Below are 13486 nucleotides of genomic sequence, written 5' to 3' on the forward strand. Positions count from 1 at the left end.
GCGAGAGCTAACTCTCACTTTTATTTTTTCTTATTCTTGTTTAAAAATTGTTCTCTGAGGCTAAGCAAACGTTCTTTCTTACCAGCTCCACCTTTAGAGTGTTTCTCGTGATAACGAGTCACTTGTGCGCGCCCCTTATCGTCTAATTGATATTTTCCCATTTCATTTCTTTCTAATCTGTTACTTGATGGCCAGCTACTTTAATCGTTGAGCCATTCATATGTTTGACACGCGCAGCGATTTCCTTGTGACGGCCGTTGACCATCGGTCTGGCTTGAGGATTGCCAAGATAGCCACAAGTCCGTTTAACAACGTCTACTGTTTTAGGGTCGCTATTGCCACAGTTAGGACAAGCAAAGCCCCTCTCAGTTGGTTCAAAATCCCCTTCAAAGTCACACTTGTAGCAACGGTCTATTGGAGTATTGGTCCCAAGATAGCCCACACGGTCATAGGCATAATCCCAAACAGCTTCCAGAGCCTTAGGATTTTGCTGAAGGACTGGATACTCACAATAATGGATGAAACCACCTGACGCACCTGCTTCTGGATAGACTTTCTCAAAGTCTAATTTTTCAAATGGTGTTGGATTTTTACGAACATCGTAGTGGAAAGAGTTAGTGTAGTATTCCTTGTCTGTAATATCAGGAATAGAACCAAACTTCTCTGTATCTAGTCGGCAGAAACGGTCTGTCAAACTTTCAGATGGTGTTGAGTAGATAGAGAAATGGTAGCCATATTGGTCAGACCACTCTTCTACACGGCGTTTCATATCTCGAATAATGTCTAGCGTGAATTCCTTAGCATCTGGATTACTTTCCCAGCTGTTACCAAAGAAAACTGTCGCTACTTCGTACAAACCGATATAGCCTAGTGAAACTGTCGCACGACGATTCTTAAAGAGCTGGTCAACACTTTCTTCCTTACCTAGACGATGGCCAAAAGCACCGTACTGATAGAGGATAGGAGCATTCGCTGGCGTCGCCTCTTTAGTGCGTTCGACACGATAAACAAGAGCATCTTCAGCGATATTCATCCGCTCGTTGAAGATTTCCCAGAACTTATTCATGTCGCCCTCAGACTCAAGAGCAATACGAGGCAGGTTAACCGTCACAACTCCTAGGTTCATGCGACCTGAATTGACTTCTACACCATTTTCGTCCTTCCATCCTTGGAGGAACGAACGGCAACCCATAGGCACCTTGAAGGAACCTGTCAAGTCAACAATCTTATCATAAGACAAGACGTCTGGGTACATCCGCTTGGTTGCACACTCAAGAGCCAACTGCTTGATGTCGTAGTTGGGAGTTCCTTCCTCTAAGTTGAGTCCTCTTTTAAGCGTGAAGATGAGTTTTGGGAAGATAGCTGTGCGGTGTTCTGAACCAAGCCCCTTAATGCGAATGTTTAAAATTGCCTTTTGAATTTCACGCTCAAAACGATTGGTTCCCAGACCAAAACCTAGCGAAGTAAAAGGTGTTTGTCCATTTGAAGTGAAGAGAGTGTTGATTTCATACTCAAGAGATTGCATGGCATCGTAGATATCTTTCTGAGTTTTCTTCCATGCATAATCTTCTCGTTTATCAGGTAAAACCCATTCTTCCGCATCCTTAAGGTGTTTTTGATAATTCTTCTCTGCATAAGGTGACAAAACTTCATCTATACGGTCAGCTGAACAGCCACCGTACTGGCTAGAAGCAACATTGGCGATGATTTGGGAAATCTGAGCTGTCGCAGTCTGGATAGACTTAGGACTTTCTACCTCTGCATTTCCAATCTTAAAACCATTTTCCAACATACCCTTGAAATCAATCAAACAGCAGTTGGTCATAGGGGTGTAGGGGCTATAGTCCAAATCATGATAGTGGATATCTCCCTTTTGGTGAGCATTGGCTACATGCTTTGGCAGCATTTGCAGTCCGATTGATTTCCCGACAATACCCGCTGTCAAATCACGCTGGGTGTTAAAGACATCGCTGTCTTTATTAGCATTTTCATTGACAACTGCCTGGTCTTTGTTGAGAAGTTTATGGATACTAAAGTTAATATCTGTCGCTTTTGAGCGCTCAAAATCCCTCTGTGTTCGATAAGTGATATACTCCTCAGCTAGCGCATATTCTTTGGCTTCAAGGAGCTCATGTTCTACGATATTTTGAATTTCGTAAATCTTAACCCCCTGTGGAAAGCGACTATGAATTTCTGTGACAATTCGCTCGGTCAGAGCATTGAGGCGTTTTTCGACCAGGGGTGTCACATCCATAACCTTGTCAGCCGCCTTGTGGAGAGCCTTGTCAATCTTGTCCACATCAAATACAACACGTCTCCCATCTCGTTTTTCAACGAAGAGGGTTGGCAAAATTGTAATTTTTTCTTCTAGTGCAATCATATACATGCTCGTTTCTAAAATGTTCTTTCTAAAAAGTATTATACCACTCTAAAAAGAAAAATCAATATCTTGTGGTAAAAATCCTAAAATTTTTAAAAATACACAAGATATTGATTCTGTTATTTGATTTTATAGACTTTAAACTCTGAGTAATCAGTCTTTACTTGTTGGTAATTTTCTTTTAAGAGTGTCTCCACCTCAGACCAGAGAGCCACCTTGTCGTTTACCACAATCACCTTAGGTTGGTTTTCTTTCAAGTCATTGATTAAACTAGTTTTATTCTCTTCTGTACTCGTGTAAAGAAGAGGTGATGGGAACATGGATCCAGCCAAACGCTGGCTTTCTTTATACATCTGAACATGTGAATCCCAAATATAAATTTGGTCTCCCTCACTCGTCTCTTGTTTGACTCTGTCTACTACTTGATGTTGTTCTCTATAAGAAGCTGGATGCAAGACAAAACGAGCTACAAAAGGAATTGCAATCAGATAAACCACCACTAGGATCGGTAAGTAGAGATTTCCTTTCATGAATTTTTTCCATAAAGTAGGAACATCTTCTCTTCTCCGACGACGAGCTCCTCTAGCTGAATGTTTCCCACGAATACTGGTCATCAAAAGAAGGAGTAAAAATGGAAGGATTAGAATCAAACGCGAACCGTGAAGAGGTTCTTGAGAAAAAAGCAACAAGGCTAGTACAAATAAGAAAGTAAAACTAGCTGGTACTGAAATAACATACAATCTTGATGCCTTTGATTGGAACAATCCTAGAAAAACAAGGAAGAGAGCTCCTAAACCAAAGGTCAACAAACCATAGAATACAACATTATCCATTAGTTGAGGATTGGTAAAGACCTGAAGGGAATCAATCGGATACAAAAGACTTCCTATAGCTTCTCCAAAACCACCTGAAGTAAGCACATAGTAGCCTACTGGGTAAAAGATGAGAGAAAAACCAAGTGCCGCTGCAAAAAACTGATAAACTCCATGGACAAAACGACCATGCTCAACATTAAAGACAAATAAACCAATCGTTACTACTACAGCAAAGAGAAGACTTGTAAGAGGCTCTATGAAAAATGATGGGCCCAAAAAGATCCCCAGACGTAGAAATCCCTTGTCATGATTAGGATTTGATAGATAAGCTGCTATAAATGAAAATCCTGCAAACAGGAATGGCAGAGCTAAGATAGTAGCATAACCTCCTCCAAAACCAAGACCAGACACCAAGATATAAAATATGGTTAGGAGTTGTTTGGCTTGTTCCCTTTGTCCCGTCAGATAGTCGGTTGAAGAAAAGAGGAAATAACCTCCTCCTAAGAGGGCTAGCCATTCTACCAAGGCAAAAAGAATGCCTCCTTGGGTAATATAAAGTAGTAAATAATAAAGAAGACCTTGACTAGCATAGTAGCTACTGTAAAGCTGTCCTCCCTGATGCAAAGCCCACCCAATATACAAATCCTGAGCCTGAGAAGGACTTACCATATCTAAAAGTAAAGGTATCACCACAGAAAAAACCGTTGCAATCGTACTTCCAATGATGAGTCTGAAAAACGGGAAAGCTACCTGTTCTTCTTTTTCTACATGAGATTCAAGGTTCCTATCCAATCTATTTTCAATTTCATTACTCTGTATCGTTTCGGATACTTCTTCGATTCTGCCATATACAGCCATATCGTTTCTCCTATTCAATTTATCTGTCTTAGTATATCAAAAAGACCTAAAATTGTCAGCTTGCGATGGCTTTTTGAGCGATTTTTTGCATAGTTTCACAAAGGTTTCAATTTCCCGAAATCGGTGTAAATGCGTCTGTTTAAATGACATGACATAATCCAATTCTTTCTGAGTCAGCATCGTCCCTCCTACATCTTCTTATTCGTAAAAGGCAAGAAAAATAGGACTGGGTTGTATCCTAAGTCCTAGATTTCTTATAAGATTGGGGCGAATAACTGGGCAATTTCCTTAATCAATTTCTGATACCAGCTATTTTTTATCGTATGAGGGAAAATTTCTTGAGATACTGAAAAAATCTCCTGAAAATCTTTTTGAATCTCAGTGATTGATTCTGTTTTATATAGCAAGACTGCATTTTCATAGTGGTGAAGCAAACTTCTATAATCTAAGTTAATGGTCCCAACTGCAGCAAAGTCCTTATCCACTAAGATTTGTTTACTATGGATGAAACCTGGACTATACTCAAAAATCCTTACTCCTGCTGACAACAAATCTGGATAAGCCCCTCTTGTAATGAGTTGGATTAATTTCTTATCTGGAATGAAAGGGGTCACGATGCGGACATCAACACCCCTCATGGCCGCATTTTTAATACTCTCTGTTAAATCATAGTCAATAATCAAATAGGGTGTTGTGATATAGACTGAATCAGTAGCCTGATTAATCAAACTTTGATAGACTTTTTTCCCTACCTGGGTACGGAAGATGGGCTTGGGTCCGCTACCGTAAGGAATGCAGAGCCCTTGGCCAGAACAAGGCTGGTTTTCCAAGTGATACTGGTCAAAATCACTGATTTCCCCACGATTGATGTACCAAGTCATCAAAAAGAGACGGGTTAGAGCCTTGACACCAGGGCCATCTATGCGAATCCCACTATCCTTCCAATAACCAAAGCGTTCTACATGGTTGATATACTCATCGGCTAAGTTAATGCCTCCTGTATAAGCTACCTGACCATCTATAACAAGGATTTTACGATGGTCTCGATTATTATAAGCTACCGTCAAACGAGGAATCACCTTGTTAAACTTATGGGCTTCAATTCCTCGACTACGAAGCTGAACAGTATAGTCTCCAGGTAAAGTCGCCATACAACCGATATCATCATAGAGCATCTTGACCTCTACACCCTGAGCTGCCTTTTGCTCTAGTATATCTAGTATGCTATTCCACATCAGACCTTCTTCGACAATATAGTACTCTAGAAAGATAAATTTCTCAGCTTTCTTGAGGTCTTCCAACATATGTTGCCACATGCTTTCACCCGAAGAAAAGAATTGTGAATCTGTTCGATCATAGACATCGGCATTGCTATCCATACTTAGCAAAGATTTGATAACTCCGTAAGCCGCCTTATCATCTTCCTTCAATTTCTGGCGGAGAGCTTTACTGTTATCCTCCCGAAAATGCATAGAACCAAGTTTGTCCAACTGCTTGATTTCTTTTTTGGATAATCGTCTTTCACCAAACATCAGATAGAGCAAGGGGCCAATGACAGGAACAAAAGTCACCACTAACCACATCACTTTGCTTTCAGGCGCCATGGAACGATTGACAATCGCTACGATAGTCGCCATACTCATAAAGATTAAGAGAATAACCCAAAGAATAGGGGCCATACGCCCTAAATAAAGAAAGAGACCAAAAACAAGACACAGTTCAAGCAGCATAATCGAAAGACTAAAGCCATACTTGGACATCAATAATTGAAATTTTCTATATTTCATATCCCCTCCTTGATATTTTGAATGATAAAAACAGGTAATTAAAACTAGTATAACTCAGGTATTCGGTAGAAGGCAAGTATTTATAATCATTTTTCTGAGCAAAAGCAAAAGAGACTGACAAAACCAGTCTCTTTCTAGTCTATTTTGATAAAACAATGCGATCAGACGCTTCTCTATCCATATCGTCAATAATCATCTGATTTCCATTAATTGCATAAATCTTGGCATTATCCCCAATAATCATACGTTGATTAGCAGCATCGAAGCTAACCTGCTTGATTTCTTGATCTCCGTCAGTTTCTACCTGTGTCCATGTACCAGTTGTTCCAGTTACCACTAAAGTGATACGGTCTCCTTCGTCCTGACCGGTGTAAGTTCCATTAATATTGGTTGGTTGAGGCTCAGGCTCATTTTGTGAAGAACTTGTTGCTGCCTGGTTACTATTTTCTGTAGAAGATGAAGCAGCAGGTTGTGATTGCTGAGTTTGTTGTGTTTGCGATTGAGTTGCTGGTTGTTGAACTTGTTGAACTCTTTGTGAACAAGCTACTAAGAGACTAAGACTTGCTAGAGAAGCAAGAGAAAGTGTGAATCTTTTTAATTTCATGATGAATTTCCTTTCTGCTACCAATTTACAGAAGTTTTTCCTTCTAACTAGTAGTTTTCCTAGTATAACAAGTTCAAAAAAGGAGGTCAATTTATCTGCTCATGCCCCAGTAGATAGCCCCGTACCTCTGAGATAAAATAGAGAGACCCTGTAACGAACAACAAATCCTGGGCATCTGCTCTTTCTTCGAAACTGCTGATAAATTCGCGATAAGAAGGAATTACATCGTAACCTGTTATATCTGTCTCATCTAAAGAACCCTGATAATCAAAGCCAGTTACCTTGAGTTCCACCTGAGACAAATTCTCAGTCAGATAACCTAACATCCCTTGATAATCCTTCCGTTTCAAGGCTCCAAAGAGGATTTGAGGACGATATCCTTCCTGCTCTTTTTCTTTAATAAATTCAACCAAGCGAGTCAAGGCAGGGAGGTTATGAGCACCGTCCAAGTAAATCTGCGGGCGAATACGCTCCAAACGCCCAGCCCAATGGGTCTTCTCCAAAGCCTGTCTTACAGCTTGCTCATCAACAGCTTCCTTTTCTTCCCTCATAAAGAGAAGAAACGTTTGCAACGCCAAGGCCGCATTTTCCTGCTGATAAGTTCCTTCCAAGCCTATTTTCAACTGTGAAAGGTTAGCCAAAGAGCTTGAAAAATTCCCATTCAACATTGAAAAATCCTGACCTGCCTGATAAAGGTCAACAGCTAAAGAGTCTGCTTTTTTCTGACAAACAAGCCTAGCTTCTGAAGGCAACTTAGCAATCACTGCTTTTTTACCAGTCTTAAAAATACCAGCTTTCTGCTCTGCAATTGCTGCTATACTGTCACCCAGAGTATCCTGATGATCAAGCCCGATGGAGGTGATGACAGCAAGCTCTCCAGTTACCACATTGGTCGTGTCAAGCAAGCCACCAATTCCCACTTCTAATAAAACCAAATCCACCTCTTGCTCTCTAAAATAAAGAAAAGCAATCAAGGTCAGCAATTCAAAAAAGGACAACTGGTCATGGGTTTGCAGAAGTGTTTTTTCCATCTCCTTGACCTGATTAGCCAAACGGATGAAGTCTGCATCAGCTATTGGTTGCCCGTTAATGCAGATTCGATCATTGATAGAGACGATATGAGGGGAGGTAAAAGTCGCAACTCTTTTGCCATGTCCCATAAATAACTCCCTCATGAAAGCAATGGTAGATCCTTTCCCATTAGTCCCTGTTACGTGGATAATAGGATAAGACTTCTCGGGATTCCCCAACAAATCCACCGCTTGTTGCATTCGGCCTAAACCTGACCTAAAATTCAAACCAATCCGACTGTGAAGCCATTCTTCTACTTCAAACATATACATCTCCTTGACAAAAGTCCAATCAATTACCACATCAAAGCATGATGAGTAATAAAAACGAGGCCAGGATTTTCGTCCCGACCTCTTACCTGGTTAGCTAATACCTAGCTACTATAAATGCTAACGTGGAGTAAAAGCATCCACCCAGATTCACCAGCTCTCTTATTTCAAAGAGCTGAGCTAAAAATATCCACTGGATGTTCCAACTCTTCTAATTTCTAGGAGTTGGGCTGATACAGTCTCCCAGACTGCCTGCTCTTTCTTTTTTCTAAAAGCAGGGCTAAAAACATCCACTGGACTTACCAGTTCTCTCTTATTTTAAGGAACTGGGGTAAAAATATCCACTGGATGTGCCTGCGTTTCTAATTTCTAGCGCAGGGCTAAACACGTCCACTGAACGTGTTTACTCCTCCATAAAGCTGTTGAAGACTTCTTCAATCATGTTCCATTCGTCTTCTGAGTCTTCTGGGATTGGTTGCAATTCACCTTCTGTTCCATCTTCGTTTTCGATGAATGAGTAAGCTTGAATTTCAACTTGTCCGTCTTCGTCTTCTTCTGCATTAACTGGTACTAGAAGAACATAGTTTTTACCAAATTCTTCTTTTCCATCAATCGTCAAAAGGATTTCAAACAAGGTTTCATTTCCTTGCTCATCTACTAGTGTGATTAGTTCACGTTCTTCGTGGTCGTGGTTATGATCGTGTGACATAGCCTCTCCTTTATATTAAAATTTTCTATCTAAATAATTTTGTAAAATCAGCTGAGCTGCTAACTTATCAATGACTTTCTTGCGCTTATTGCGACTGATATCTGCTTGTTCAATCAACATACGCTCTGCAGCCACTGTTGTCAAGCGTTCATCTTGATAGTCTACTGGTAAACCAAAAAGCTCTTCTAGCTTGGCTCCGTATGCTTGACTAGCTTCCACGCGCGGTCCACTTGTATTGTTCATGTTTTTAGGCAAGCCCACTACAAATCGTTCCACCTTGTAAGTATCAACCAACTCCTTAACGCGGTCAAAACCAAATTGGCCTTGCTCCTCATTGATTTGGATGATTTCAAGTCCTTGAGCTGTAAAACCGAGCGGATCGCTAATAGCCACCCCTACCGTTTTTGAACCGACGTCCAATCCCATAATTCTCATAGGTTACAGATCGACTCCTTGTCCTTTTAGGTAGTAGCGGACCAATTCCTCAACGATTTCATCACGCTCATACTTACGGATTTGATTTCGTGCATTATTATAACGAGGAACGTAGGCAGGGTCTCCACTCAATACGTAACCTACGATTTGGTTAATTGGGTTGTAGCCCTTATCGTTCAACGAAGCATAAACATCAGTCAGAGTTTCGCTAATTTCTTTTTTATTGGAATCGTCCAATTTAAAACGTACTGTTTCTTCAGTAAATCCCATTCTAACACCCTCTTTCCTTAGAATAGTACCATTATAGCATAATTCCTTACGTTCTACAATTCAGGCAGTCTATTTATTTGGATTTTCTACTGTTCTGTCGCGCCATTTGCCAATCTGTCTGCTACATATTGACTCGGTTCATTTTTCAAAAGATTTTCCAAGCCAATATTCTTTAAATATTCAACCTGTGAAGCTTTTTTGATATCTAAAACCTGAAAATCATAAGTAGTTGTTGTTTGAATTTCTGTTTCACTTAGTAGCTTCGTCTCAAGTGTAAAACCTGGCAACTTGCGCGCTTCCTGAATTGAGGTATCTTTACCTTCAGCTTCAATGAGTGCTTTTTGGGTAGCCTCTACACCATGCTCAGTTACAAAAGTCTTCAATTCATCGGTAACTGGTCTTTTTTGAATAATAGTCAAACTTAAAAATTGTTTTCCTTTATATGTGACTGTTTGAATCTGCTGACTGCCGTCTGTTGACTTCGGTAGCATAAATGTTTTTGTAACTACTGTATTCTTCTCAGCATTCTCTAGGACAGGTAAAGTTGACTGTAACGTTTCAGATTTACTACTAGAGGACGCAGTTGTCGCTTTTTTTTGCCCACATCCAGCAAGCAAGAAAAGTAGTGCAAAACTTGTAATCAGTATTTTTTTCATAATTCCTCACATCATTTTTGAATTAAAAGAGCAAACAAGGCTAGGAAGCACTCCCAGCCTTGATGTTTATAGAGCTGCACGCAAACGTGCTTCTGCATTTTCTACATTACGGACAGAGCGTGGTAGGAAGGCACGAATATCGTCTTCCTTATAGCCAACTTGCAGTCGTTTTTCATCTACAAGGATTGGGCTCTTTAAAATTCTCGGTGTTTCCATAATCAGATTGAGAACTTCGTTGACACTCAAATCTTCAATATCCACTCCAAGGGCTTTGGCATAGCGATTTTTAGACGAAACAATGCTGGCTATTCCATTGTCTGTTTTAGTCAGAATATCCAGTAATTCTTCTCTCGTAATTCCTTCTTTACCAAGGTTTTGTTCTTTATAACTTAACTGGTGGGCATTGAGCCAGGTTTTTGCTTTTTTACAGCTAGTACAACTTGAGACTGTATAAATTTTAATCATGTACCTACCCCTTTCGCTACATGTTACTATCAGTTTAGTCTATTATACCATAAAAAACATCCGACTTGCGACCTATTTTTAAATTTTTTTGACTTTTTTCGTCATTTTCGTACTTTTTTCTTGACAAAATGAAATTTACAGCCATTCTTGATATTTCTTGATATAAATTTTTTTCACAATTGTCACACTAATCATATACAAAATGATGATGAAAAGTAAAAAGATGAAATAAATCGGTTTTAATGGAGTTAGATGAAGTAGGATTGCGAGTGGACTGTAGGGAAGGAAGGTCACAAAGGCTGCAGCCAATAAGGTTGTCACAAGGACTAGCCAAGCCGGACGACTTTGTAAAAAGGGAATTTTGGCTGAACGCAGCATATGGATAACCATGGTCTGTGACCACATGGACTCGATAAACCAACCTGTCTGAAACAAGACAATAAATCCTACGGCAGACTCCGCTCCATGGACATAGGCTTGACCTGTCGTCATGGGTACAATGATAAAATAGAGCAAAATAAAGGTCAAAATATCAAAGGCAGAAGAGATAGGTCCCATCCAAACCATGAAACGTGTGATAGACTTGGCTTCCCAGGTATGCGGATTTCTCAAAAAATCTTTATCCACCTTGTCAAAAGGCAAGGCAATACAAGACAAATCATAGACCAGATTTAGGATAATCAAATGGACTGGAGCCATCGGTAAAAATGGTAAAAAGATTCCAGAGACCAATAGGGATAAGATATTTCCAAAATTAGAACTCACTGTCATTTTGATATATTTGGTCATATTGGCATAGACCTTACGACCTTCAACAAGTCCTTTTTCAAGCACCATTAGATCCTTATCAAGTAGGATAACATCAGCTGTTTCTTTGGCAATATCTACTGCTGTATCAACAGAAATCCCCACATCTGCAACTTTCATAGAAGGAGCATCATTGATCCCATCTCCCATATAGCCAACAGCATGACCATTAGCCTTAAATTGCAAAATAATTCGTGCTTTTTGGTCAGGAGAAAGTTTGGCAAAGACGGTTACCTCCTCTACGGCTTGGGCCAATTCTTGATCACTCATCTGATCAATTTCAGATCCTAACAACATCTGATTGATATCCAAACCAACCTTTTCACAGACTGCTTGGGTAACTTTTTCGTTGTCTCCCGTCAAAATCTTTGTTTGAACCCCATGCTCTAACAGAGCCTTAATTGCTGGTGCTGCAGATGGTTTAGGAGGATCTAGGAAGGCTAAATAACCAGTTAGAATCATATCCCCTTCGTCATCAACTGTATAGGCATGACCTTCCCTCAAACCTGACTTATAGGCCACTCCCAAGACACGCAAACCTTGCTGATTTAGCTGTCTGACTTCTTCTAAGATTTCTTCTCTAATAGCATCTGTCAAGGGAGTAATCATTCCATGATACTCCGCATAACTGGAAATCATCAACATTTCCTCTAGGGCACCCTTGGTTACCAAACTAACAACTTCGTGTTCATCCTTAACGATAACACTCATCCGTCTACGTTCAAAATCAAAGGGAAGCTCATCTATTTTTTGAAAAGTTTGAGCCAGATTTTGCAAGAGGGTGTGTTCTTTGGCTTCCTTTTCAGTCCGTTTGATGATAGCTCTGTCCATCAAATTTTTCAAGCCCGTTTGAAAATAAGAATTGAGATAAGCTCGTCTCAAGACGGTCAAATCCAAGCGTCCGTGGATGTCCAAGGGATATTCAAGGACAATTTCGTCTTGGGTTAGAGTCCCTGTCTTATCTGTACACAAAATATCAATCGCCCCTAAGTCCTGTATGGCATTGAGTTTCTTGATAACCACTTTTTCCTTGGCCATAATGATGGAGCCTTTTGCTAGACTGGCCGTGATAATCATAGGAAGCATCTCAGGTGTCAATCCAACACCAACACTCAAAGCAAATACGCCAGCTTCCAACCAGTCACCATCTGTTAAACCATTGGACAAGAAAACGATGGGCACCATGACCAACATCAAACGAATCAAGAGCCACGAAATACTATTCATCTCCCGCTCAAACGAAGTAGGCTCGTCATAGGTGTTCAAAGTCTGCTCAATGGCCCCCATCATGGTGTCATCACCAACTGCTAAAACCACGGCCTTGGCACTACCAGACAAGACATTGGTTCCCATAAAGGCGAGCGCTTCTGCTTCCAGCAGACTATCAGATTGTTGAACTGTTGCCTTGGTCAAGGCCAATTTTTCAACCGATTCACTTTCACCTGTCAAGCCCGACTGTTGTACAAAGAAATCACGCGACTCAAATAAAAGAAGATCTGCTGGAATCATGTCTCCAGCGCTTAATTTAACCACATCACCCACTACCAAATCATCGATAGGTACTTCTTGAATTTCTCCTTGACGAATGACAGTCGCTGTGTTGACAATCATTTTTGATAGATTGGTCGCAGCCTTATCACTACGGAGTTCTTGAACAAAGCGTATGCCACCAGAAATGAGGACTAGGACAACGATGATAATAGAAGTCGTCGGATCCTCTTGACCTGGTTTTGCCAACCAGACATTGGTCACCAAGGAAATCACGGCGATGACCAGTAAGATGATCGTAAAAGGATTGATAATGGATTCGTAAATCTTTTTGAGGATACTGTCTTCTTGACCCTTTGTGATGGTATTTTCGCCATATAGGTCACGATTTTTCTCCACCTGCTCCTCAGTCAATCCTGTTAGACTTGTCTTATAAAAAGATAGAGTTTCGTTTAAAGATGTATGAATAGCTATTGCTAATCTTTCTTTTGTAGTTTTCATTGGTTTCTCCTATCTGTATGAATGATGTGTTTCATACACAGAGACCAATCACTTTATAAGGGCAGAACGACACAAATCAGCGATTGGCTGTGTATGTGCGGTTCCGGATGATCGTCAATTTGCATCGTTTATCTCCTTTCTTTGATTTAAACAGTAGAAAATCCCACCATAAAATGGCAGGATTAAAAAACTAATTATCTGTTTTTCGTTCAAGCTTTAACTCCATAGGGCAATGTAATGAGCTTAGTCTTGGCCTTCGCGACCAGGACTGTTGACCAACGAGTAGTGTCTCCACTGCTTTGCGGTAGTCATCCGTATCCCTATGGTAGCCTCACCTACCGTTTTCGTCTTTCAGTATAAACCTTTAAATT

Annotated in this window: 12 protein-coding genes and 1 riboswitch; all 12 genes read right to left on the reverse strand. The window is 40.4% G+C overall.

The features are described from left to right. Window positions 1–20: 20 nt before the first annotated feature. Window positions 21–161: a hypothetical protein gene (locus N8O80_RS03810; RefSeq protein WP_000521621.1), complete on the reverse strand. Its 141-nt coding sequence runs from the start codon at window positions 159–161 to the stop codon at window positions 21–23. 11 nt (window positions 162–172) lie between these two features. Further along, window positions 173–2380 (reverse strand): anaerobic ribonucleoside-triphosphate reductase, encoded by a 2208-nt coding sequence (nrdD, locus tag N8O80_RS03815; RefSeq protein WP_261026955.1) that lies wholly within the window; start codon window positions 2378–2380, stop codon window positions 173–175. A 119-nt stretch (window positions 2381–2499) separates the two neighbouring features. After that, a complete protein-coding gene (locus N8O80_RS03820) occupies window positions 2500–4053 on the reverse strand; it encodes a damage-inducible protein CinA (protein WP_261026957.1) in 1554 nt (517 codons plus the stop codon). Between the two features lie 254 nt (window positions 4054–4307). Next, window positions 4308–5840: a cardiolipin synthase gene (gene cls, locus N8O80_RS03825; RefSeq protein WP_261026958.1), complete on the reverse strand. Its 1533-nt coding sequence runs from the start codon at window positions 5838–5840 to the stop codon at window positions 4308–4310. A gap of 139 nt (window positions 5841–5979) precedes the next feature. Beyond that, window positions 5980–6444, reverse strand: a complete 465-nt coding sequence (locus N8O80_RS03830) for an SP_0198 family lipoprotein (protein ID WP_261026959.1) — start codon at window positions 6442–6444, stop codon at window positions 5980–5982. Between the two features lie 86 nt (window positions 6445–6530). Next, window positions 6531–7781 carry a folylpolyglutamate synthase/dihydrofolate synthase family protein gene (locus N8O80_RS03835; RefSeq protein ID WP_261026960.1) on the reverse strand — a complete coding sequence of 417 codons (1251 nt, stop codon included), beginning with the start codon at window positions 7779–7781 and terminating at the stop codon, window positions 6531–6533. Window positions 7782–8187: 406 nt separating this feature from the next. Continuing rightward, window positions 8188–8493 carry a DUF1292 domain-containing protein gene (locus N8O80_RS03840; RefSeq protein ID WP_000017620.1) on the reverse strand — a complete coding sequence of 102 codons (306 nt, stop codon included), beginning with the start codon at window positions 8491–8493 and terminating at the stop codon, window positions 8188–8190. Between the two features lie 15 nt (window positions 8494–8508). Continuing rightward, window positions 8509–8928 carry a Holliday junction resolvase RuvX gene (gene ruvX / locus N8O80_RS03845; RefSeq protein ID WP_004239076.1) on the reverse strand — a complete coding sequence of 140 codons (420 nt, stop codon included), beginning with the start codon at window positions 8926–8928 and terminating at the stop codon, window positions 8509–8511. A 3-nt stretch (window positions 8929–8931) separates the two neighbouring features. Next, window positions 8932–9198, reverse strand: coding sequence for an IreB family regulatory phosphoprotein (locus N8O80_RS03850; protein WP_000507059.1), 267 nt, complete (start codon window positions 9196–9198; stop codon window positions 8932–8934). Window positions 9199–9284: 86 nt separating this feature from the next. Further along, a complete protein-coding gene (locus tag N8O80_RS03855) occupies window positions 9285–9854 on the reverse strand; it encodes an SP0191 family lipoprotein (RefSeq protein ID WP_042751756.1) in 570 nt (189 codons plus the stop codon). Between the two features lie 66 nt (window positions 9855–9920). Next, complete coding sequence (gene spx / locus N8O80_RS03860; protein ID WP_000591165.1) at window positions 9921–10319, reverse strand: transcriptional regulator Spx; 399 nt, start codon at window positions 10317–10319, stop codon at window positions 9921–9923. Window positions 10320–10454: 135 nt separating this feature from the next. Continuing rightward, the gene (mgtA, locus tag N8O80_RS03865) at window positions 10455–13115 is read right to left on the reverse strand and encodes a magnesium-translocating P-type ATPase (RefSeq protein WP_261026961.1); all 2661 of its coding nucleotides are present in this window, start codon (window positions 13113–13115) and stop codon (window positions 10455–10457) included. 194 nt (window positions 13116–13309) lie between these two features. Next, window positions 13310–13460: riboswitch (M-box (ykoK) riboswitch) on the reverse strand. Window positions 13461–13486 lie beyond the last annotated feature (26 nt).

Source organism: Streptococcus mitis (assembly GCF_946190155.1).
In the GTDB taxonomy this organism is placed as follows: Bacteria; Bacillota; Bacilli; order Lactobacillales; family Streptococcaceae; genus Streptococcus; species Streptococcus mitis_CL.

What these genes read in the sequence shown, in the direction of transcription:
- N8O80_RS03830 (WP_261026959.1), bottom strand. Translation starts at nt 6,444, where the DNA reads ATGAAATTAAAAAGATTCACACTTTCTCTTGCTTCTCTAGCAAGTCTT.
- nrdD (WP_261026955.1), bottom strand. Translation starts at nt 2,380, where the DNA reads ATGATTGCACTAGAAGAAAAAATTACAATTTTGCCAACCCTCTTCGTT.
- N8O80_RS03835 (WP_261026960.1), bottom strand. Translation starts at nt 7,781, where the DNA reads ATGTTTGAAGTAGAAGAATGGCTTCACAGTCGGATTGGTTTGAATTTT.
- N8O80_RS03810 (WP_000521621.1), bottom strand. Translation starts at nt 161, where the DNA reads ATGGGAAAATATCAATTAGACGATAAGGGGCGCGCACAAGTGACTCGT.
- N8O80_RS03820 (WP_261026957.1), bottom strand. Translation starts at nt 4,053, where the DNA reads ATGGCTGTATATGGCAGAATCGAAGAAGTATCCGAAACGATACAGAGT.
- spx (WP_000591165.1), bottom strand. Translation starts at nt 10,319, where the DNA reads ATGATTAAAATTTATACAGTCTCAAGTTGTACTAGCTGTAAAAAAGCA.
- mgtA (WP_261026961.1), bottom strand. Translation starts at nt 13,115, where the DNA reads ATGAAAACTACAAAAGAAAGATTAGCAATAGCTATTCATACATCTTTA.
- cls (WP_261026958.1), bottom strand. Translation starts at nt 5,840, where the DNA reads ATGAAATATAGAAAATTTCAATTATTGATGTCCAAGTATGGCTTTAGT.
- ruvX (WP_004239076.1), bottom strand. Translation starts at nt 8,928, where the DNA reads ATGAGAATTATGGGATTGGACGTCGGTTCAAAAACGGTAGGGGTGGCT.
- N8O80_RS03840 (WP_000017620.1), bottom strand. Translation starts at nt 8,493, where the DNA reads ATGTCACACGATCATAACCACGACCACGAAGAACGTGAACTAATCACA.
- N8O80_RS03850 (WP_000507059.1), bottom strand. Translation starts at nt 9,198, where the DNA reads ATGGGATTTACTGAAGAAACAGTACGTTTTAAATTGGACGATTCCAAT.
- N8O80_RS03855 (WP_042751756.1), bottom strand. Translation starts at nt 9,854, where the DNA reads ATGAAAAAAATACTGATTACAAGTTTTGCACTACTTTTCTTGCTTGCT.